Annotated in this window: 21 protein-coding genes; 5 read left to right on the plus strand and 16 right to left on the minus strand. The window is 51.8% G+C overall.

All coding sequences use genetic code 11. The features are described 5' to 3' along the window. Positions 1-6: 6 nt before the first annotated feature. The 15 genes from GH769_RS00480 to GH769_RS00550 all read right to left on the minus strand — a co-directional run bounded on the left by GH769_RS00480 (position 7) and on the right by GH769_RS00550 (position 13,317). Entirely contained in the window at positions 7-717 is a 711-nt protein-coding gene (locus GH769_RS00480; protein ID WP_153649422.1) for a methyl-accepting chemotaxis protein, read from the minus strand. Positions 718-867: 150 nt separating this feature from the next. After that, the gene (locus tag GH769_RS00485; RefSeq protein ID WP_306108846.1) at positions 868-2,775 is read right to left on the minus strand and encodes an acyltransferase family protein; all 1,908 of its coding nucleotides are present in this window, start codon (positions 2,773-2,775) and stop codon (positions 868-870) included. 193 nt (positions 2,776-2,968) lie between these two features. Beyond that, positions 2,969-5,209, minus strand: coding sequence for a DEAD/DEAH box helicase (locus GH769_RS00490; protein ID WP_153649423.1), 2,241 nt, complete (start codon positions 5,207-5,209; stop codon positions 2,969-2,971). 106 nt (positions 5,210-5,315) lie between these two features. Beyond that, positions 5,316-6,773, minus strand: a complete 1,458-nt coding sequence (locus GH769_RS00495) for a DUF6094 domain-containing protein (protein ID WP_153649424.1) — start codon at positions 6,771-6,773, stop codon at positions 5,316-5,318. A 22-nt stretch (positions 6,774-6,795) separates the two neighbouring features. Then, positions 6,796-7,401, minus strand: a complete 606-nt coding sequence (locus tag GH769_RS00500; RefSeq protein WP_153649425.1) for a hypothetical protein — start codon at positions 7,399-7,401, stop codon at positions 6,796-6,798. 80 nt (positions 7,402-7,481) lie between these two features. Then, a complete protein-coding gene (locus GH769_RS00505; RefSeq protein WP_153649426.1) occupies positions 7,482-7,745 on the minus strand; it encodes a hypothetical protein in 264 nt (87 codons plus the stop codon). 57 nt (positions 7,746-7,802) lie between these two features. Then, positions 7,803-8,051 (minus strand): hypothetical protein, encoded by a 249-nt coding sequence (locus GH769_RS00510; RefSeq protein ID WP_153649427.1) that lies wholly within the window; start codon positions 8,049-8,051, stop codon positions 7,803-7,805. Between the two features lie 10 nt (positions 8,052-8,061). Next, positions 8,062-8,682 (minus strand): DUF3275 family protein, encoded by a 621-nt coding sequence (locus tag GH769_RS00515; RefSeq protein ID WP_153649428.1) that lies wholly within the window; start codon positions 8,680-8,682, stop codon positions 8,062-8,064. A 106-nt stretch (positions 8,683-8,788) separates the two neighbouring features. Beyond that, positions 8,789-9,124, minus strand: coding sequence for a hypothetical protein (locus GH769_RS00520; RefSeq protein WP_153649429.1), 336 nt, complete (start codon positions 9,122-9,124; stop codon positions 8,789-8,791). A 109-nt stretch (positions 9,125-9,233) separates the two neighbouring features. Further along, positions 9,234-9,557, minus strand: a complete 324-nt coding sequence (locus GH769_RS00525; protein WP_153649430.1) for a hypothetical protein — start codon at positions 9,555-9,557, stop codon at positions 9,234-9,236. A 99-nt stretch (positions 9,558-9,656) separates the two neighbouring features. Then, complete coding sequence (locus GH769_RS00530; RefSeq protein ID WP_153649431.1) at positions 9,657-10,160, minus strand: STY4534 family ICE replication protein; 504 nt, start codon at positions 10,158-10,160, stop codon at positions 9,657-9,659. 97 nt (positions 10,161-10,257) lie between these two features. Further along, entirely contained in the window at positions 10,258-10,512 is a 255-nt protein-coding gene (locus GH769_RS00535) for a hypothetical protein (protein ID WP_020302989.1), read from the minus strand. 307 nt (positions 10,513-10,819) lie between these two features. Next, positions 10,820-11,125, minus strand: a complete 306-nt coding sequence (locus tag GH769_RS00540) for a hypothetical protein (protein WP_153649432.1) — start codon at positions 11,123-11,125, stop codon at positions 10,820-10,822. A 445-nt stretch (positions 11,126-11,570) separates the two neighbouring features. Beyond that, positions 11,571-12,626 carry an HWE histidine kinase domain-containing protein gene (locus tag GH769_RS00545; RefSeq protein ID WP_256670279.1) on the minus strand — a complete coding sequence of 352 codons (1,056 nt, stop codon included), beginning with the start codon at positions 12,624-12,626 and terminating at the stop codon, positions 11,571-11,573. A 328-nt stretch (positions 12,627-12,954) separates the two neighbouring features. After that, complete coding sequence (locus GH769_RS00550; RefSeq protein ID WP_153649433.1) at positions 12,955-13,317, minus strand: response regulator transcription factor; 363 nt, start codon at positions 13,315-13,317, stop codon at positions 12,955-12,957. 219 nt (positions 13,318-13,536) lie between these two features. On the opposite strand from GH769_RS00550, the gene GH769_RS00555 reads away from it, so the two are divergent. Together GH769_RS00555 and glgX are read left to right on the plus strand one after the other, a co-directional pair. Beyond that, positions 13,537-13,962, plus strand: coding sequence for a response regulator (locus GH769_RS00555; RefSeq protein ID WP_178128907.1), 426 nt, complete (start codon positions 13,537-13,539; stop codon positions 13,960-13,962). 240 nt (positions 13,963-14,202) lie between these two features. Beyond that, a complete protein-coding gene (glgX, locus tag GH769_RS00560; protein ID WP_153649435.1) occupies positions 14,203-16,392 on the plus strand; it encodes a glycogen debranching protein GlgX in 2,190 nt (729 codons plus the stop codon). Positions 16,393-16,532: 140 nt separating this feature from the next. Here the strand turns inward: glgX and GH769_RS00565 are convergent, their stop codons facing one another. Then, a complete protein-coding gene (locus tag GH769_RS00565) occupies positions 16,533-16,709 on the minus strand; it encodes a hypothetical protein (RefSeq protein ID WP_153649436.1) in 177 nt (58 codons plus the stop codon). Positions 16,710-17,022: 313 nt separating this feature from the next. Here GH769_RS00565 and GH769_RS00570 point away from each other — a divergent pair, with 313 nt between their 5' ends. From GH769_RS00570 to GH769_RS00580, 3 genes are read left to right on the plus strand one after another with little or no spacing between them, the layout of a single operon-like run. Continuing rightward, positions 17,023-19,305, plus strand: coding sequence for an ATP-binding protein (locus tag GH769_RS00570; protein WP_153649437.1), 2,283 nt, complete (start codon positions 17,023-17,025; stop codon positions 19,303-19,305). Further along, entirely contained in the window at positions 19,299-19,760 is a 462-nt protein-coding gene (locus tag GH769_RS00575) for a response regulator (RefSeq protein ID WP_153649438.1), read from the plus strand. Before GH769_RS00570 ends, GH769_RS00575 begins: the two co-directional genes overlap by 7 nt. 27 nt (positions 19,761-19,787) lie before the next feature. Beyond that, positions 19,788-22,160 carry a response regulator gene (locus GH769_RS00580; RefSeq protein ID WP_153649439.1) on the plus strand — a complete coding sequence of 791 codons (2,373 nt, stop codon included), beginning with the start codon at positions 19,788-19,790 and terminating at the stop codon, positions 22,158-22,160. Positions 22,161-22,354 lie beyond the last annotated feature (194 nt).

Below are 22,354 nucleotides of genomic sequence, written 5' to 3' on the forward strand. Positions count from 1 at the left end.
GAGGTCCTATTGCGCGACGGTTATGGTTTGCGGCGTTCCGGCCACCTCGAATCGTGCGGATTTGCCGTCCAGAGCGTTTAGGCGCCAGGCCGTACCCGCCACGGCATCACCCGGTCGGATGAGGTAGATCTGGTTTAACTGCGTGCTGCCAGGCGGTGCTACGGACAAAAAACGTTCACCACCCCGGTATTCAATACCGACGATGGTGAAGGGCGGCGCTTGCGGTGTGATAGCGCTGGTACTGGGCTTCTGAGCGGGACGAGGCTTGCGTACAACAGCTTTGGGCTTAGACGGTGGGGCTGAAGGTTGCTTGATCTGGGCTTGGTTTAATTCGTGAACACGGCTATCGAGCGTTTCGACATTTGCCTTGAGCACCACCAATTCACCAGAAGACGCGACATTACGAGAGAGATCTTGCACTGATTCGGTTGCTTGTTTCGCATAGGCTTGTGCGGCATCGATCCGATTTGACAGTGCTTGTTGTCCGGAGCGGAAGTCATCGTTGCTGACCCACTGCTTGCCATCCACAGTGTCCAACCGTTCGTCGACTTTGCTCAGGCGTGTCAGCATTGCATCCAGGGATTCTTTATCAGCAGTCGTAGACATGCTGATCCTGAGTAGGGACAGCTGATGATGTTCATAGACCAGCATGCCTGTCAGGGCGACGAGGCAGAGGCTGAGTATGACAGTGGTTCGGGTAGGGCGTGGTAGGTTCATGGGCGTCCTCGCGCATAAGCGAAGACACCCTCTCAAACCGGCTATTGGGGTGCAGCAGGAAATAGGTTTTCCAGACTGCTTTGTTTTTAGGGCATGCCGTTGTGAACGGTTTGCCTACGGACAGCTAGGTTGCACCGCAGTGACGGACACCTACTTTGCGATATTTCTGAACAAACCCTTTAACTGTAGATTTCCCGAGTCAACCAAGTGGTTGTCATCATAGTACAAAGCCACTCCATTTTTAGATCCCATGCATTGCCCATTTGGGCAAAGGTAAGGAGTCGGATCAATAACTGTAGCGTTACACTGTTTAGCAGCAGCGTCTATTGCATTGTTGGCGTCGTAATTCCGCTTCTGATAGCTCAGAAGAGAAATCGAGATATCTGATTCATGTTGAAAAATACGCTTATGCAAATTTAATCCTTTATAAACGCTAAAAGGCATTTCAGGGATAGGTCTAACGATATATATAGGGTGATTTTTAGCGATAGAGCAAACAGTTTTGGCATATTCTGAAGTGTATGCATTGATAAATTTCTGACCTTGAAGATGCTCTTGTCCTGTTATATAGGTGCGATAGCTATTTCCACGGCTTGTGTCCAAATACATCGCTGCCCGGCTAAATAGGATAACGGGAATGCCCTGGTAGGATTTAGCCAGTGTATCCAACTTTTCACGCATAAAACCATGGCATTTATCGGTTAGCTCTTTGTCATGCATCTCAAAGTTTTGCAGTATCGGGCAGCCACCACGAGCCCAAGACAAAGCCGCTTGTTTATTCTCCATTTGCACTGCTGCTGCAGTTGATTCTGCGTGACTGTCACCGAACAATATGACAGATACTTCTCCAGAGCCAAGCTTGCAATCAGAAGCACCATAAGGGTTGGGGTGGCATTCTCGATCATAAAGCTTGCTTGTGTATTCAGGTCGACCTAAATCGACGTAAGCAAACCTTACTTCAGGATGATCTTTAACTACTGAGGAGGCAATGGCAGATATACCAACCATGACCACAACTAGACATATGTATTGTATTGCGGCTTTGCGTGAAGATGTTTTTTTGTTTGTTTTCGACTCAACGAAGTAAAAGGATAGGGTCCCCATTACAAAAGAGAGAATTATCGCGCCTACCACATGGGGTAAGCTATTTAATAAGCCACAGGTATATAGGAATACAACTAGTGGCCAATGCCATAGGTACACAGAGTATGAAACTGTGCCTGTAAATTGTAATGCTCGATTATTGCCAAAAAACGATTGCGAATTAGCTGAAATTACAAGGGCTGCTCCGAGAACAGGAACCAAGGCTAGATAACCCGGCCATGGGTCTTGCTCAGTGAAGCAGAAAATACTCATGAGAATAGCTGCTAGGCCAAGGCCCTCACACGCATATCCGAGTCGTCTACTGAAGTGAAGCGGGTACAAAAATACCAAACCGCCGACGATTAGCTCCCAAGCACGGGTAGGCAGCATATAGAACGCGAAGACCGGATCAGTATTCGAAAGATAGATCGAAGTTGCCAATGAAGCTATAGCGAGAAAAATCAAAGATATTTTGGTTTTTTGAGTGTCAAATAACTTGTGAAGGCCCATTAAAATCAGTGGGTAAACGAGGTAGAATTGCCATTCGACAGATAACGACCAGGTGTGCAGTAGCCAGTTTTCGTGCAGTGGTGCATCAAAGTAGTTCCCAGTTTTGGCGTACATAAAGTTTGAGCTGAAGAAAAGACTGCTTTTAATTGACCGAATAGCTTCGCGGTAGTCATCCAAAGGAAGGTAGATGAACCCAAATATCAGTAGTGCTGCGCATAGTATCAGGAGTGCCGGAATAATGCGGCGAGCTCTCGATACATAAAAACTTATAATGGAAAAATTCTGTGCCTGCAGACCCTTGAAGATAATTCCGGTCATCAAAAAACCGGAAATCACAAAGAAAACGTCGACTCCTACGAATCCCCCAGCAAATCCACTGATCTTGAAGTGGAAAAGCACTACGGATAGAACCGCCAGTGCTCGTAGTGCATTTATACTTTTCCGGAATTGCATCTTCGCGTCCATGGTCACCTACATTTTGGGGTGGCATTGTAGTGGCCATGGAGTCGCATTTGAACAAGAAATTGGTGTTCGAGGTCAGTAGCTTTTATCGGAGATGTCTCTGGATCAGAGGAGGATCATCCGCATATGCATTTTGCACATGACAAGCTGAGATTAGCTTCTGAACAAAAATGGCCACCCGAAGGTGGCCATGCAGTCATGCAGCAATCAATTGTCTTGCGAGTGCCATTTCAACCGAGTCCCCATCCTGGTTTAACGAATCAAGGCCCGAATCAGGAACATCTCCCGACGTGCTTTGCGCCACGGCGATCTTTTTGGCCATCAGCTGCAGACAGGTCATCTGAGAGCTGTTGGCATAGCCAAAGAAAATCACCCGCACGGCTTGCTTCTGCCCAATCCGCCAAGACCGCCGAGCTGCCTGTTGAAGGGTGTACACGTTGTAACCCGTCTGCAGGAACGCGATGGTCGGAAAGTCGAGCAGATCCAGACCGGTCTTAACCAGCTCCGGGTTAGTGATCAGCACATCGATCCCACGATCTACCTGGTCTAGAATCCAATCCTCGCGCCTGGCGGTATCGACTGACGCCCTTAACACCGCTACCTTCAAACCGGACTGTTCCAGCAACCGTTTGAGGCGTGAAGTGGTGTCACGAGTGCCGCTGTACACGGTGTAGACCAAGACTTTGCGGCCTTTGGCTTTTTCCCTGAGGCAGAGGTCAATCAGTGCCTGTTCCTTGGGCATACGTTGTTCATCTGCAAAGATCGACGGCACAAAAGCCAACGTGTCCTTGCTGCGTGGATGTTTGACAATCTCCGGCCGGAAACAGCAATCCGGCCAGGCCAGTAGTACGTTGAGGACAACCCCCAGAAGGGTCGTATCTCGGCGTGCCAGTGCCTGGCGAAGCTCCTGGGTCAGTTTTCCTGCCAACTGCTGATAGGCCGAAGCCTGTTCAGCAGACATGGCTATGTCGATGAACTCCTCTTGGTACGCCGGCAACACGTTCCCACCGATATCTTTGAGTTTCAGGAACACGGTAAACGGCAGTACGAACCGGTGGATGCCTTTTGGACCGAAGCCTGGGGCCTTCACCGTTCGCACCGAGAGTTTTTTAGCCTTGGCGGTTTTGTGTGACTCGTTATCTCGCTCGGTGTAGATATCCTTCAATACGCCGTGATCCCGCATGAACGACATGGCCGCAGGGGCCATGCTGCCGCGTGCGTTTGGTCGATAACCGTCCTCGATCATGCGGCGGGTAAGGATCCGAAATAACAGATAAAACAAGTCGTCGGCATAGCCGCCCATGAGCGTACCGGTCAGCAAAACACACTTGCGTGCTTTGGCTGCCAGTACGCCCATGGCCTGGCCCTGAGCCGAACCACTGTTTTTGTACTCATGTCCTTCGTCCACCACTAGCAGGTCGAAATACCCATCAGGCAACTGGCGCTTGATGAACTCCGTGGGTTGGTAACCGCCTTCACCAAAGCCAAACTCGATGTTGGCCATGGCACGTTCCATGCGCTTGGCCTGCCGGTCGTTGAAGATGAAATTCCCTTGAGCGTCCATCAGGTTGATGAACTCGCTGACGTTATCGATCAGCATCGAGGCGAGAAAGTCTTCCCCGAAGTCGTTCAGCAGTCTGTCAGCGCGCACTGGGCCAATGGTCGGAATACGGCACATTGACTTCAAGATGGTTGCTCGGCGTGTTCCACTTTCAGCTTTGCCTGGGCGCATCAGCGTCCAGAGTGGGCCTTGGCAATGAGGGCAACTGCGACGACGTTCCTCTTGGTGAAACTCTTCGACGGTAACTCGGTTGCCTTCCTGATCCTCCAGCAGCCGTCCGCAGTCGGGACAACCGGCAAGGTGATGATTACCACCCGCACGGCGCGGCCAACACACCGAACGCCAGTGAAACCCCATCCGCATGCGCACGCGCCCGAGGATGAAGAACTCTTGCCGTCCGTCGTAAGGCTCGTTCAGTTGGTCGCGCAGCTTGAGCAACTTAACCAGGCTGTCGGGTCCGTTGAGTACCCAGACGCGTGCGTCTGGGATGGTTTCGAGAATCTCTCGCCGCCACTTATAGACCAGGTGTGGAGGCGAAACGATCAAGGTGCGGCGATAGCCGGCTTTGTGCATGACGGCGGCTATGGCGATGGCCATCATGGTCTTGCCAGTGCCCATCTCCGCGTTGATCACTGCAGCTTGCTCGTTACGATCCAACAATAACGCTGCAACGGCGTGTACCACTTCGGCCTGAGCTGAAAAAGGCTGACGTTTGAGTTCATCCATCACCCGTTGCCGGGCTAGGTTGATGTGACCGGCGTAGACCGGTGGATTTGATCGGTTGAGTGAGTCCAGCAGCTCATCACCGAACTCATCGATGAATTCAGTCAAACCGATGGAAAGTGGTGAAAGTGGGGTATGTGATAGGTCGTTCATGGTTGTTTCTCCTGGAAGGATAAAACAGGGCATGCACGACACCCCTAGGGGTATGGTGAATACCCTGGGGGTTGGATAAGGGAATGCCTTATAGGCTGGTAGAGAATCAGTAGTCCGATGGCAGCAACAAGGTGGTTACACTTCGGTCGGCTTCAGTGATGATCCAGAGCCGGGTTTCGTCCCCGGCGTCGATGTCGTAGCTTGAGAACAGACGGTCTCCAGTAGTCAGGGCTCGCTGGTTACTGCTCCAGTCTTCCTGGGGCAGATCTCCCCAGTCCCCGGAGAAATGCCGTCGCAAGTACGTGCTTGGGTCGAGAAGGCCGTGCTCCACCAGGTGGTGTACGGATTGGGTCAGTACCAACTGTCCAGCTTCAAACGTCACGCGTGAGGTGGTGTCCGAGACCGCCGATGCAATCGGTTCGTCAGGTTCAGGTTGCGGATCTGCCGAAGAGCTGATGGTGATAACGCGCCCTTGGTTGGCAGAGCCTGGCGTCATGTCCCATGCCCTAATGATGGGCACGAAACGATCGGTCAGGATCCTTACCTCAGAAACGTTGCCGTCCTGGTCTTCGGTAAACTCGGTCTTGCGAACCTTGTCTTTGTAAGTATCGCCTTTGAGCACCAGCACTCGACCGGACTTCGAGGTAACGACGCCCGATATTGCGCCGGCAGCCAGGGCTAATGCCAAGTGCCACCGTGACAGCTCTCGTACTGGTGGTCGTGGATGAACACCCGTTTGACCAAAGTGCAGGGTGAAGTCTGGCCACATACCGCGAAGCTGTTTGACTTCAGAGCTGAGCTGCTCCGGTTCGAGGCTGATGCGATAGAAGTGTTCCAGTTCGCTGGTCGACGACAGGACCCTATAGGGCTCCCAAGACCAACTCTCAGGTAACACTTCTGCATTCAACGTCCCGGCGCCAATCGCCTGAAGTCGTGCGCGTACGTATTTGACTTCTTGCGGTCGAGCCAGGTCTTGGCGGCGGATTCGTATACCGAATATCACCACCTGCTTGAAGGTTGGATCAGCGGCATTGTAAATCCGCAGTTCAGTGAAGTGATTGCATAACCAGCTGCAGAGTTCGTCGTCCAGCACATAGTGTGGAACGATGAACACCAACACGCCGCCGTACTGCAGCAGTGGAAGCGTCCGTTGATAGAACATCTTCTCCAGTCGCCGGCGTCCAGTGCCCTGGTACTGCGAAGCGCCAGAGTGGTCCGCGACTAGATCGCCGTAGGGTGGGTTAAGCCAGAGCAAGCCAAAGGCCTGGCGGCTGATCATAGTGTCCATGAGGTCGCTGTGCAGCACGCGATCCAGCAGCGTCCTGCAGTGCTCAGCACGCTCTTGGTCGTATTCAACTGCGAATGTGTCTGTGCGGTCTCGCCCAAGAAAATGCGCTGCTTCGGCCAGGGCAACCCCTTCGCCGGCACATGGATCGCAGATCCGCATCTTGCCGGTGGGAGAGGGGGCCAATGCCTGCAGGGTCCGTTCCAGAGTCGTTTCGTCGGTAGGGTAGTAGCCATTGCGAGCGAAGTTGCGCGCCAAGCGTGGGAACATCAAGGCCATGATGAGACTCCTGAATCAAGGCTCAAAACTGAGCGTGGGTTGAGAGAAGCCCCTGGCGGATCAGATCACCCAGGGCGGGTTCGAGTACGTCGAGCTGCAGCGACAAACGCCAGGCCGAGATAGCACCTAACGATCCCGGTAGGGACTGCAACATGTCGTGTTGTATGAGCACTTCCATAACTTCGTTATGCCAATGCGGTAGCAGCGGTAATGGGCAGGTGTCCATGACCAGGGGCCAAAGCTTTTGATGAGGCGGTTGCCCGTCCTGTAGAAGGGAGTAGGAGAAGTGGTTGGCCCGGTCGGGCTGCGCGCAGCGCCGGTCGAACAGCCAGAGGTGTACCAGGCTGCCGAATAACGTCCCGCGAAATTGCCGGGTGGTTCGCTTTTCCAGCAGATCGACGTTGGGGAAGACAGGAAGACTCCGGCCGTCGACGACGATATGAAACTGGTCCAGGCCGTTTTCAGCAGAGCCGAGGGTCAGTCTGGCCAAGAACTCCTGCAGTGCCGTGTCACGGCCCCAGGCCGAGAAAAACACTAGGTTGCGTTGTTCATCACAGACGAAAGCATCAACGTAAAGGTCAAGACATTCCTCGACCTGATAGAGTTGTGTAAGTGAATGGGGGGACATTTATCAGCCTCCGGATTGTGGAGGGCAGCCCCGGTCCCAGAAGGGTAGGACGCTGCCCCTCTGGGTTAATGGTAGGTGGTTTAACGATCGCGCTTGAATGAGCAGGTGTGTGGATCGAAGCTTGTGGTCGTGTCGCCCCGGAACAACGGCGACTGACCTATCAGGTAGAGGTTGACCCGGTACAGAGGGCGAAGTTGTAAGGCTGCGTTCGCTTGCGTTTCTGTCAGTCCGATTTCGATGAAGTGCTCGCGCATTTCGTCATCATCGGACACTTCGTTGTTGGTCAGTTGGTCTTCGACGGTCAGCAGGATGTGCTCACCGATGTCTGAGAAAATAGGATTCACGGTGTGTTTCCTTGGTGGGTGAGCTCCCCCATGGGGAGCTCCTTGTGGAGTAGTGAATCAGGCGACCAGTCGGCTCATTTTTTGAAATAGCCGAAAAGCTGTTTCATTGGCGAACTGACCGTCGTTGGCATTTGAGGCGTTTTTAACGAGCATCTGCAGGGCTGCCAACGCCTGAGCTACGAGTTGGCGATCGAAGAGCGCCTCTCGAAAAAGATCGGCTACTTCGTCAAATCCTACTTCTCTCAGAGCAGAACTGGTCACCAACAGCGCGTCAGAAACATCAGTGTTGTGATGGTGGTTGTTCATGAGGTTTCCTCTAGGGGTGAGATTGGCAGTTCCAGGTTTGTTGCTTGAAGTCCAGCACATAGCCAAGCTCGCCGAGGCGAGTGCATTGCTGACGTAGGCGCTGACGGTCAACAGTAGTGTCAAGTTTGACGGTATCCCCCAGTGGCCAGATCGTGCCAAACAGTACCGCGTCTAGCTCTGCGGCATTTTCCGAACTGGGTGGTGGCATCCCAAAGGGGGCTTCCTCTGGTGATGACGGTTTGTCGACGTTGCTTTCCGCCGTTACGGTGGTCGGCGTTTTGCGCTGTCGCGCAGGCTTTGTTGGAGTTGAAGACGACTCTTCATCTATAGGATCTGGCTCGCTCGGTGAAAGCTTGGCAGCGTCTTCCGCCGTTAAGTTGTCAACGTCGTCGAGGCTCATGCTTTCGAGCTTTGCCCTGATTTCAACCACTAACCGGCCTGCAGTTGAGTAGTACGAGGGGCGTATTTCAGTGATGAGGAAGTCGCCTCTGTATTTTCCTTCATCGTATTGGTCGAGAAGTGCGTCTTTGATAACGAACTCGCCGATTGAAGTGGATAGCCGGCCGACGTTGAAGTCGCCATTACGGCCGCTAATAGTGCGGATGGCCAACTGGCCTGGGATGTTGATCATGGGCAGCTCCACACTGCATGGGTGTAAGGCTACGAGTGCATTACTCGCGCAATGAAAAAAGCCCGACAGTGTCGGGCTTGGGGTGGTGCAGTGAGTTCAGAATGGTTTATGGGCAGGAGGTATGGGTTTCTTCCTTGAGTGAGATGTACAGATAGAATGAACCTGGCGGCGATTCTATGCGGTCAAGTTTCAGGTCCAACCAGACTCGATCCGAGTTGTCGCCGGCAGGCAGCAACCGATAGAGCCCGAAATGGATTTGTGAACAGTCAGGCTGCATATGCAGTTCTCGGTAGGCCTCCAGGACGACATCGCCCAATCGGTTACTGATTACTGATACATCCTGTGGGTTTTCGATATGCACCGCTTCTTGCCAGGCCCGGGGCGTCAGAACGACCGGGAGTTTGAGCAAGTCAGACGACACGAGGTTTTTGGTGTTTTGCATCGTTTACTCCAGGTGAGAAAACACCTGGCCCGTCCGGGAGGTGATTTCCCGTCGGGTGTGTTTAGGGGGTATTAGAGCCAGTGCTAATAGCAGTAGGTGTTATCGGTCGTCAGCAAACGTCGAAATCGTCTGGATCTGGATGCAGATCAACACGACTGCGAGCTTTCCAGTACTCCTCGAGGAGCCCGAATTCCGTAAGCATTGAATTAGCTTTCGGAGTGATACCTGTTAGGACGTCGATCTCTGCCAGCATATTGATCATGTACGACGCTTCATCCCGAAGGAATTGAGACTCAAGGTATCTTGGGCCATCCTGTGTATCGAGGGCTGTTTCGATTGGAAGTTGTTTTTCCAAATCAGTGTAAACGCGAGCTTGAGCGGCAAGTAGACCGATCTCGATCAGCAGCTCCAGGCGTGGGACGAAGTGCATCATGGTGGATCTCCTAGGTTCGGAAATCACCTATCCCGAAGGGAGGTGTTCCCTTCGAAATATCAGAATTGAAAGGCACCCCGAGGGATGCCTTGTTCTCAATCATGCGGACTGACGCATTTGCGCGTCAGGCTGTTGTTGGCCATCTTCCGAATTTTCTTCAGCGTTACCCTCCTGGTTTGGCAGGGGGTCAGCAGAGTCTTTCGGTTTGGCTTGGTAGACAGTATCGCCATCTACCTTGATCCAGCCGATAAAAAGAAGACGTCCTTTGAGGCTTGCCCCAGGTTGACCCTTTTTATCGCCGCTCTCATAGACAAATGAGTCGGTCCAGATGTCACCAATGCGAAAGCTGACAAGAACCTTCTTCTTGACATCGACGGCTTCCTGGCAACGACGAATCAGCTTTTCAGCTTCGGCGCCGACGACATTGCAGTCGATGTAGGAGTACTCGGTATCGTCAGACGAACCGCGTAATGCAGCAACAGTGACAGCCATGAATAGCTTGCCTTTGCCGCGTGGTTTCACTTCACGGATACGGTTGAGATAACCAATACCGGTGGTGTGCAGGTCGAAAAACTTGGTTTCGTTGGTTTGATTAGTGCTCATGGTGATTCTCCAATTTCGAAATAGCAGAAAGCGGAGAAACACTTCGCCCTTGGGGGAAAGTATTCCCCGCGAGGGTGGGTAGAGCAAAAGGGTTTGCTTAGTGCAGCATGAACTTCACTGCGGTGATAATCACACCGGCAGTAAATGACATCATGACGCCCATGCGCAAAGTGAGTTTGAGTTCGACCTGAGCGATATCAGATTTTAGTTCAGTTCGAAGAGCGGCAATATCAGCCTTGGTTGCGAGTAGCGATTGCATGTCGGTCTCCAAAGCTTCAATAACAGCATTTGCTTTCTGTTCCGGAACGTTGATCGAAATCAGCGCTTGGTAGAGAGCCAGTTCGGTTTTCATCAGACCTCCAAAAAATTGAGAGGCCTGCCCTGACGGGTAAGGCCCGTCATGGGTGGGAAAGGTGCTTCCATCGACTAAGTCGACTGATCGCGCTACCGGAAGCTATGGCGATCTTGGGAGTGGATCAATGCGGTGAACCGCATCGTAGTCTTGCAGATCCTGACTACATGGGCATGTTGCTGACGACGTCAGCGATACATGGGTACAGCATGAAAAATCCTATTGCTGGTTGTCAAGCTCCATGTGAAGAATTTCAGAGAAGCCTCCCAAGCGGGAGGGTTCCCTGCTGGGGTGAATGAGGAAAGGTTTAGCAAGCAACAGGTGTCAGCTGTTGAGCCTTGCCTGGGGAGCGCCGTTTGCGCGCCGGCTTTTCGACCTCACGAGTATTAGCCTTGTACCAAAGGTTCAGATCAACACCTTTGGCACGGACCATGGCTGGCAAGTGATCCATTTCACGAACCATGCTGTCAGAAACGCAGGGTGGTGGAAGCTGCCCGTGAGACTTCGCCTGCGGCTGATCTGCTGGACGTATGTTCGACTTCTTCATGGCGCGCAAAAACTCTCGGGCAACAACGCCGAGTGCAAAACCGAAGTTATAAGTGAGTTTGGACATGGTGATTCTCCTGCAGGTTGAGATGCGGAGAAAACACTGGCCCTGTCGGGGAAGTGATTCCCCGCGAGGTGAGTAACATCAGATGCTTCTATCGACATTGTCGACCGACCGCGCTACCAGAAGCTCAGCGGTCTTGGGCGAATCAACACGTTCAACGTGTCGCAACCTTAAAGATCGTGGTTGCCTGGGCATGATGCTGACGACGTCAGCAAAACACGTACATATCATCGAAGGGGGAATAGTGATGTGTCAAGCGGGGAGGGATATTTCGAGGGGGGCGTAATTGCATGGACTTGACCACTCATTTGCATTCGACTTGACCACTCATTTGCATTCGACTTGACCAGTCGTTTGCATCGGATTTGACAAGCAGACTGGGTGGCCCTGACTGGCAGAAATCGGCCAAAAGCAGCCTCTAATCGAACTGGTTTCAGACTTAAGACATTTACGAATTCAGGGGGCAATTTTGCGCACTGATTGCGCCTTTACCTAGTTTCGATGAGAATGGTGCAGAAATCTCGCAGCTGAATCCACACGGCTCAAATGTAAACACTACTTTACCATCGAATGCGTTTCGAAGTGCCCCGCCAATCATTATCGTCCCGTACCCTTTGCGAGTAGGTTGTTTCACCAAAGGCCCTCGACTTTCATCCCATCTCAGTATGAAGGTAGGCAGGCAGTCTAGCTCCGAAGTTGCAAGAATGTTCCACTCAACCTCTAAAGTGCCGCCGGGCAAGGATAGGGCTCCATATTTAGATGCATTGGTACCTAGTTCATGAACTGCTAGGGCCAAAGCGCACGCAGCATCTGGCGCAAGGATGATTTCAGGCCCACGAATAGAGACGTCGTAGTCTTTTGAATAGGGCGCCAGCATCTGTTCTATCAATTGCGATAGCTCAATTTTGTTCTGAACCAAAGCGAGCGAATGAGCCCGGTGCATCATGTTCAGACGTTCACTGAATACCCTGCGAAATTCACCGGGATCTGGATATCTCTTGATCGTTAGATTGGCTACACCTCCTACAGTTAAATAAAGATTGCGAATTCGGTGCTCAAGCTCGCCCAGCAAAATTTGGTTCGTCTCAAGTGTTCTACTGTATGCGCATATCTTCGCGCAAAGAGCAGCCACCGCCTTAACAGAATTGATCTGGTCTGACTGCAGCAAAGTGGCTTTTGGATGAATGACGGCAATACTGCCATGAACCTCACCGTCTGACGTGATAGCAGGCATAGAGATCAGTGAAGATAATTCATACCGAGCAAATAACGCTTTCCAATCATCAGAAAATCGCTCATCACTTGCTACGTCGGTAACGTAAATGACTTTGCCTGTCAGTACGCCGAGGCCGCAAGACCCTCTTTTTCCATCAATCACATTGCCCTCCAACCGGCGAGCAAATTCTTCAGGCAGACCTGGAAAAATCGAGTGGCGGAATGTACGTCCGGGCTTATCGAGAACGTTTATACCAACAATACAACCCTGGATACGGGTTTGTAGCATGCGCGCGAGCTCATGCAGAAGAGGGACAGGAGGAGCGCCCGATGACATGACATCAAGTGCGCGATTGAGAAGGTGCTCGAGCAGTTGATGCAATGGACTTACCCTGAAAACAGTATGGTTCCCCATTTTACATAGGCAAGATATGTAAGCCATCTATTATGGTGGTAACCGATGCCTGAGAGCCAGTCGTCGCGACAGTCAGCGGTTGGGCAAAAACGGGGTTTTTGGAGCACCGCGCTCGGCCAGAAGCGGTCAGCGGTCTGAGCCGAAAACGATACAGATTGCGAGCAACCATCTTCGATTGTCCCCAGCACAATCGGCAGTCACTTCAAGTTTGCGGGGCCAACGTCTCACATATAGATGTGAGCTCATTAATGCCAAATGGCTTAGGTAGCCAATAAACCTCAAGGTGATTCAGTAAATCAGATCCGGAGTGATAACCCGACACTGCGATGATTGGCGTGCAAGGTGAACGCTTACGCACCCGCTGAATCAACCCTAATCCGTCAATATGCCCGGGCATCTGTAGATCTGTGATCAGGAGGCGGGGGTCCAAACCGCTGTTTTCGATGTATTCCCACGCTTGATCGCCGTTCAAAAACGGACGGACTTGATAGCCTGACATCTCGAGAATCTCCACGTACATTTCAAGGATCAGGGCCTCGTCTTCGACAACAATAATCGCGCTCATCTTGATAGCTGCTTTTAAATTGGTATTAGGTAGAGACCCGCAGCTTCGTATAAATTCCAACGCATTTTCTGAATAGAGACGTCTACGTACTAAAACCTGCACGAAGCCTTAGGTTCCAGCTTCGATGCAGGATTCTGGGAGTGGCTACAGGCGATAAATAGATGGAACTACACGAAAAGCTGCATCCTCTCAGGATTATCAACCTCGGGGGGCATGGTAATGGCAGAATCAGTTTTGGTGGTCGAGGACGAGTCCGTACTTCTTGAGCTCGCTCAGGAAATTCTCGAGCTTGAGGCGATCCGTACGTTTGGCGCTGCAAATGCTCATGAAGCGCTGATCATTCTTGAGCGCGAGAGTGAAATTGGCTTGGTCATCACAGACATCAAAATGCCGGGAAAAATCAGCGGCTTTGAACTGGCCTGGTTGATCGCTGAAAAATGGCCGAAAATCCCTGTATTGGTGACTTCAGGTCACCAAACTATTAGAAGCGATGAGCTGCCCCCGCATTCACATTTTTTGCCAAAGCCATGGCTAATCACCACGTTCCTGGGTAAGTCCAAAGAAATGTTGCTGAATTCTAAAAGGCTCCAAAAGCGTCAGCCTTTATCTCAGACTGATTCTGTAGGGATGCAAAATATCAGCTAAACAAGCTCTGCTACGCCATCCATCGCAACCACTGCGCCGCTGCAGCAATAGCGCCCGGGGCAATCCGAATTCCCCCCACTCCGGGCAACGCTTTAGTAGTCGTTGACGTTTGTTCAAACGCCGCCCTCTACCAAATGCAGTTTTTTGAACTGTGGCATTTCTGCCGATTCTACTCAACACGCAGCATTCGCATGCGGTTCGACGCATTCATGCGTCGACAACCCTCAAGTGAGTAGGCCCATGACTTCTTCTACGCCAGAAAGAGAGGCATTCAACGCCTCAGGCAACGATTTCCAGAACCAACAGCAATCGCGCGTGCAGGAGGGGATCCCCTACCCACTAGGTGCCACTTGGGATGGGTCAGGCGTTAACTTCGCCATCTTTTCAGCTCACGCAACGAAGGTTGAGCTGTGTCTATTCGATGCTGAAGGTAAGAATGAGATCGAGCGCATCGAGCTGCCTGAGTTTTCTAACGAAATTTGGCACGGCTACCTCCCTAACGCTCGACCAGGGACCCTCTATGGCTACCGAGTCCATGGCCCGTATGAGCCTGCTCAGGGGCATCGCTTCAACCACAACAAATTGCTGATTGACCCGTATGCCAAGCAAATTGTCGGCGAGCTGCAGTGGGACGATGCACTGTTCGGCTACATTGTCGGCCATCCGGATGGAGACTTGTCATTCGATGAGCGTGACAGCGCACAGTTTATGCCTCGTTGCCGAGTTATTGACCCAGCATTTACTTGGGGAAATCAGCCTAAACCCAACATTCCTTGGGATAAAACTATCTTTTACGAGACCCATGTTAGAGGCTTCACCAAACAGCACCCCAGCGTGCCAGAGTCAGTACGCGGTACGTTCGCGGCTTTCCACGAAAGCGAAGTAGTCGACTACATTAAGTCGCTGGGTGTGACCTCGGTCGAACTGATGCCGATCCACTACTTTCTGGACGACAACCACCTGCTGGTAAAAGGGCTGCGCAACTATTGGGGCTATAACACTCTGGGCTTTTTCGCGCCGCATGCCCGCTACATGGCTGGTCATTCGATTGGCGAGTTCAAAGTCATGGTCTCGCGCATGCACAAAGCTGGCCTCGAAGTAATCCTGGACGTGGTGTACAACCACACTGCAGAAGGTAACGAGATGGGGCCGACCCTCTCGCTCAAAGGTATCGACAATGCAAACTACTATCGTCTGATGCCTGATGATGCTCGCTATTACATCAATGACACCGGCACAGGCAACACGCTCAACATGAGTCACCCTTGCGTACTGCAAATGGTGACCGATTCGCTGCGCTACTGGAGCAACGAAATGGGTGTGGACGGATTCCGCTTCGACCTTGCCACTATTTTAGGTCGCGAACCTCACGGTTTCGATGAGGGCGGAGGCTTTCTCGACGCGTGCCGTCAGGACCCCACACTGAATCAGGTCAAACTGATCGCTGAACCATGGGACTGTGGCCCAGGCGGTTACCAAGTGGGCAATTTTCCGCCAGGATGGATGGAATGGAACGACAAGTTCAGGGATATCTCACGCGCTTTTTGGAAGGGCGACGATGATCGTTTAGGTGACTTCGCCAAAATTTTCTTAGCCTCAGGCGAACAGTTCAATCAGCGAGGACGCAAACCCGCATCATCCGTGAATTTCATTACTGCTCACGACGGCTTCACCCTTAACGATCTCGTGTCTTATAACGAGAAACATAACGAAGCCAATGGCGAAGATAATCGGGACGGTCACTCCGATAACCGGTCTTGGAACTGTGGCGTCGAGGGTGAAACCGATGACCCGGAAATCATTGAGCTGCGCTACCGACAGATGCGTAATTTGCTCAGCACGTTGTTCCTGGCCCAAGGTACGCCGATGTTGTTAGCCGGCGACGAATTCGCTCGTACACAAGGCGGCAGCAACAATGCCTACTGCCAAGACAGCGAGATAGGTTGGATCAATTGGGATGTCAGCGAAAAGAGTGCAGAGTTGCAGGACTTTACGCGCTACCTCATTGAGCTGCGCAACCAATACCCGCTACTTCGCCGTGGCCGTTTCTTCACCGGCGTTTTTAACGAGCAAATCGGGGTCAAAGACGTCAGTTGGATTCAGCCCAATGGCCACGAAATGGGGGCGGAGCAGTGGAGTGATGCGAGCAGTCGTTGCATGGGTATTCTGCTCGATGGTCGAGCGCAACCGACGGGTATCCGCAAAGCAGGAGATGCCAACTCGTTATTAGTGGTGGTCAACGCTCACCACGATGTGGTCGAGTTTGTATTGCCCGAAGTCCCTCAAGGCCAGCATTGGAAGCTTCTGCTTGACACCAACGTATCGGATTTAGATGCCGGCGCGCCATTCAATTTTGGCGATAGCTACCAGGTGACGGGAAGGTCGACCCTGATGTTTGAGTTATCAGTTACTCGTAAAAAGAAACGGTGACATCCAGTGCACGTGGGAGGGCGCCTTAAGGCGTCTTTCCACACCTGCAAAAGCAGACAATCTATACAGCGAAACGACTGCGCCATTGATTTGCCATTGACTCACCTGCAACCATGCCTTGCGGTTACGGTCTACTGAAATCAGGATCCGCGATTTTTTTCGCTGAGTTCGACGGTCAGCCTCGCTGCTTCAACGTCATCGACACAGAAATATTCTACCCCATCCTCATCGGTCACCCTAAAAACAGCTGTAACACCCAACTCTCGGTGTTCGGTTGGAATCTCTTCGCCTTCCAACTTTTTTATCGAAACAGCCATGTAAGTATACCTTTTTGAATTTTTGCACTGCTTACCCGGATATAGCAGCATTTTCCGCTGCAACAGGCTCCGCAACGCTAGCAAGAAATACAGAATCAGCAGGTGGGATAGTACAGGCTTGAAGCCCAGATCAAGCGGTCGCACACCGTACTCGTGTTGGTTGTGACAAATTTCTATATCGAGTCGTTCCTACCTACCGTCGACTCGCTCAGGCTTTTCCAAGGTTACTTGGCCTCTAATGGTGACGTTTTGATATCCTGACAGTCTATGTTGCTGATTTTCAAGCCTAGGCGTACTACCGTCAGGAGCGCAGATGCCCAATACCGATGTTTCCCCCTCACTCCAGCACGCCATCGATAGCTGCGCTCAGGAGCCTATCCGCACTCCTGGCAGCGTCCAGCCACAGGGTTTTTTGTTAGCCATCGAAGAACCGACCATGCATGTTCTTCAGGTCAGCGAAAACCTGCCGGAATGGTTAGGCGTTGATATTGAAGAGATCCTGGGGCAACGCTTCGGCTCATTGGTGGAGCATGGTGAAACGCTGGTCGATCGCCTTGAAGAGCTAGAAGAAGACGAATCTCATCCCTATCATGTTGCCGATGTGAAATTTCTGGTTGGTCGACATCGCGATTTGCCCATCGCCATGATGCTGCATCGCTATGATCAAGTGCTGATCGCTGAATTCTCCCGGCCCAACAGCCTAGTCGTTACTCATAGCCGCCTTTATCCCATGGTGAGATCGTTCATCAGCCGATCTTCGGACATCGAGAGCGTCGACCAGGTCTGCGATCGCGCTGCGCGTCTGATCAAACGCTTGACGGGTTTTGGCCGCGTGAAATCCTACCGCTTCGATGAAGCCGGGAACGGCTTAGTCAATGCTGAAGTGCTGGATGAAGGATATCGCAGCTACCAAGGGCTTTGCTTTCCGGCATCAGACATCCCAGCCCAAGCAAGAGCGTTGTATTGCACCAACCGAATCAGAGTGATCGAAGACGCCAACTATGTTCCGGCAAAACTGGTTCCGGCCCTGAACCCAATAACAGGTCAAGCGCTGGATCTAAGCTATGCGACGCTTCGCAGCGTTTCACCGGTACACCTGCAGTACATGCGGAACATGGAAACTCTGGCCTCGATGTCGATCTCAATCGTGGTTGAAGGACGTCTTTGGGGGCTAATTTCTTGCCATCATGACTCTGTTCACCCGGTCAGTTTTGAAACCCGCACGTCTTGCGAACTGTTGGGTCGCGTGCTTTCGCTGCAAATCGAAAACCGTGAAGCACATACCGAAAGTCTGAAGATGTTGGATATCCGCCGACGCATCGTGAACCTATTGGCGGCGATCGCGGACCATGACAGCGTGTTACTTGGGTTACGCGCTGTTCCTGACACTTTTATCGATTTTGCGAATGCGTCCGGCGCTGCTGTCGTCTCAGGCGTAGGTTGCGATATCTATGGTCGTACCCCTTCCAAACTGCAAGTCCAGGCGCTAGCCGAATGGCTTGCGACTCGCGAGGAACCGGAGTTTTTCCAAACTGACAATGCAGGACGCGACATCCCAGGTCTGCCTGCGATAGCAACTGCCGCGAGCGGCGTTTTGGCTGTTTCTATTTCGGAGCTGCACTCTCATTACTTGATATGGTTCAAGCCCGAGCAAGCTCAGGTTGTGAAATGGGCAGGCAAGCCTGACAAGACCATCAGTGATACTGGCTCGCTCAATCCAAGGCAGAGCTTTGATCAATGGCAACAAGTGGTCGAAGGATTTTCAACGCCCTGGAGTTCAGCTGAGGCAGTAGGGGTTCAGGAACTGCGCTTGGCAGTACTGGGCATCGTGCTGCGCAAGGCTGAAGAACTAGCACAGCTTTCGGAGGACCTTGAAAAGACCAACAAAGAACTTGAAGCCTTTTCTTACAGCGTTTCGCACGATCTACGGGCTCCATTACGCCATATCGCCGGCTATGCTGAGCTGTTGGCCGACATGGAATCTCCAACTATGACCGAACGTGGGCAAAGGTTTCTTGAAACTATTGAAAATGCCGCCAAATTCGCTGGGAATCTCGTCGACAATCTACTGAGTTTTTCGCAAATGGGACGCTCTGCAATGCATGTCACGGAGGTCAATCTTACAGCTTTGATTGAGTCAATCCGCTCAGAACTGAAGCCAGATTTTGAGGGTCGTGAAATTCATTGGAGCTATGCCAATTTGCCTATGGTCATTGCCGATCCGGCGTTTTTGCACTTGGCCATGCGCAATCTGATCTCTAACGCGTTAAAGTATTCAAAAAATCGAGCTGTAGCGACGATTGATATTGGTAGTGAAGAGCGATTAGACGACATCGTCATCAGCATCAGGGATAATGGCGTTGGCTTTGACATGAAGTACGTCGGCAAACTATTTGGCGTCTTCCAGCGTTTGCACCGGATAGAGGATTTTGAAGGGACTGGGATAGGTTTGGCCAACGTACGCCGCATCATCGAGCGTCACGATGGGTCAGTATGGGCCAAAGGCGCGCTGGATGAAGGTGCTACGTTTTTCTTCTCGTTACCCAAAAAATCACTCCATCTGGGCTCCCCTGCAGCCAAGGATTTGCCATGTTAAAACCGATCCTTCTGGTCGAAGATAACCCACACGATCTGGAGCTAGCACTGGTCGCTCTCGAGCGTAGCCAGTTGGCAAATGAGGTCGTGGTAGTACGAGATGGCGTGGAAGCGTTGGATTATCTGTTTTATCGCGGCGAGCATACCGAGCGAGCCAAGGGTAATCCCGCAGTGTTATTGCTCGACCTTAAATTACCGAGAATTGATGGATTGGAAGTACTTGAAACCATCAAAAGCAATGAATCTCTGCGCAGCATTCCAGTTGTGATGCTGACCACTTCCCGTGAGGAACTGGACCTCAGTCGTGCCTATCAGTTGGGTGTGAACGCTTACGTGGTCAAACCAGTCGTATTCAAAGAGTTCGTCAGTGCCATCAGTGGTCTAGGCGTCTTCTGGGCCATTCTGAATGAGCCGCCGCCAGGGTCAGCCCGCCGATCGCCAATAAAACCGGTGTAATCAAAAATCCACTAGGTGACTGGCTCCATGCCCCTTACACCGATCAAGTTATTACTCATCGAAGACAGCGTTCATGACGTTGAACTGACTTTGCTTGCTCTCGAAAGGCACGGGTTAGTGATCAAACCCGTGGTGGTTCATGACCACCACGGCGCGAAAATGGCACTCCAGCAACAAAAGTTCGATGCGATTATCAGCGACTCGCTGCTTCCATCATCCTCAGGATTGGAAGTGTTCGAAGCTGCGAAAGAACTCGCGCCGACGACTCCCTTCATTTTCCTTTCCGGAATGTCGGGCGAGCAGTACGCTGCTGAGGCTCTTCGGCTTGGCGCAAGTGATTATGTGCTCAAACACAATCTCAAGCTGCTGCCAAAAATTCTCAAAAGAGCAGTTGCCGAGGTAAGTGAACGCAACCGTCGTGTTGAGGCTGAGCTCGCCCTTGAAGAAGTCGAAGCACGCGCACGTCTGGCGATTGAGGCCGCCGACATGGGCGTTTGGGAGCTAAATCTAACGACAATGCAAGTTATATGGGACGAGCGTTGCACGGTGCTCTACGAGCTTCCACCGGGAACCCTACTAGATCTGCAACAGGCTCTGGATCAAACCCATCCAAACGACATCGAGATGCTTAGTGTCAAAGTTGAAAAGGCTATTGAGATTGAATCCAATTTCAGTGCCGAATACCGAATTTTGCTGCCTGGCAATCGAGTCAAGTGGCTCAATTCCAACGGGCGATCTCTTTTCAGGGATGGTCGATGTATTCGCTTCTCAGGTGTTATCCAAGATATTACTGAACGCAAACAGGCAAGCAATGCGCTTGAAGAGCGCAACGAGACCTTGGGCGAGAGCGTAGAACAGCGGACCCGTGAGCGTGATCGTACCTGGGAGCTATCTAGAGAACTGCTGGCGGCCCTCAAATTTGACATGACTTTAGTAGCTTTCAATCCAGCCTGGCAGGCGGCGTTGGGGTGGTCACGCGATGAAATGGCTGCTATGCGCCTATGGGAATTGGTCCACCCAGACGATGTGGATTCAACCGTTCGAGTAACCCGTGAAATTGCTCAAGGCCAAATTTCAACTCGCTTCGTCAACCGGATGCGCCACGCCAGTGGTCAGTATCGTTGGCTGTCCTGGACAATTGTTCCCGACGCCGGCCTCATGTATGCCGCAGTCCGAGATATCACTGAGGAGCGCGTAGCCGCGCAGGCGCTGGAGGCTCTCAATGAGCGATTGATGGAGCAAATCCGCGAGCGCGAAAAGGCCGAGAGTGCACTGCAACAAATGCAAAGACTGGAAGTAGTAGGTCAACTGACCGCCGGCATTGCACACGATTTCAATAACCTGCTCACCATTATTCTAAGCGGCACCGCACTGGCAAAAAAAGCTTGTGATCGCGGTGCTTTAGATAAGGTCGCGGCTCGATTGGATAACATCCGAGGTGCAGGAGAGCGCGGCGCAAAGTTGACTGCTCAATTGCTGTCGTTTTCTCGCAAGCAACGACTTGATCCTGTTCCTGTAGACCTCAATGATATTCTTCTCAACATGGAAGGATTACTGGCGAAAGCATTGGGCCCGAGTGTTTGGCTTGAAACCGACCTGGCGGACGATTTATGGATGGCGTCGGCAGATCCCACGCAGACCGAGATGATCATCCTTAATCTTGCAATCAACGCCCGGGACGCGATTGGCTTGGGTGGAACGCTCAGCATATCGACTCATAATCAGGTCATCGATGTAAAACCTAAGCGCTCTGAAAACCCTGAGCCTGGCAGTTACACGGCAATCTCAGTCAAAGACACTGGAACAGGCATGACGCCTGAAATTCTCCAAAAGGTATTCGAGCCGTTTTTCACTACAAAACCGGTGGGCAAAGGTTCGGGCCTGGGTCTGGCTCAGGTTTTTGGCTTCGCCAAGCAATCAGGAGGAGGCGTATCAATTCAATCCGAACTCGGCAAAGGCACAACGGTGACCGTTTATTTGCCGAGGACGAATGACGCAAACCTCGTAGTGGACGATATGCCAAGCCAATACGATTCTTTAGAGCGAAGCTTCACCATCCTCTTGGTGGACGATGATGATTCGGTCCGTGCAGTGGCTGCAATGATCTTAGAATCTTTGGGGCACACTGTCAGAGAGTCTCGCAGCGGGGCCGATGCAATCAAGATGCTCAATAACGATATCGATCTACTGATTACCGACTATGCTATGCCGGGTATGACTGGAGCCGAGCTAGTCAACGCGATCAGACCTATTTACCCAATGCTCCCAGTGGTATTTATCACAGGCTTTGCAGACTTCGATGCATTGGGCCTGACTGATGGCTTGATTATTCAAAAGCCTTTCAACGAACGAGAGCTGCAGGCGAAAATTGACCTAGCGATGTCGACTCGATTTACCTAGTAAATCACAACAGACGCACGTCTAAAATATATTCAAAGTACGTCTCAGAATTAATGCGAGCCGAACAGTTACCTTGAGTCGAGCACCCGCTTGCTCACCGACCTTCAGATGCCGTTGAATCCCATGTGCTCGTTATAGAAAACTGGCATGCGTATTGGACGTCTGGGGGGGGCGGAACGAGCAGGCAATCGCTA

Source organism: Pseudomonas sp. CFSAN084952, assembly GCF_009648855.1.
Taxonomy (GTDB): Bacteria; Pseudomonadota; Gammaproteobacteria; order Pseudomonadales; family Pseudomonadaceae; genus Aquipseudomonas; species Aquipseudomonas paracarnis.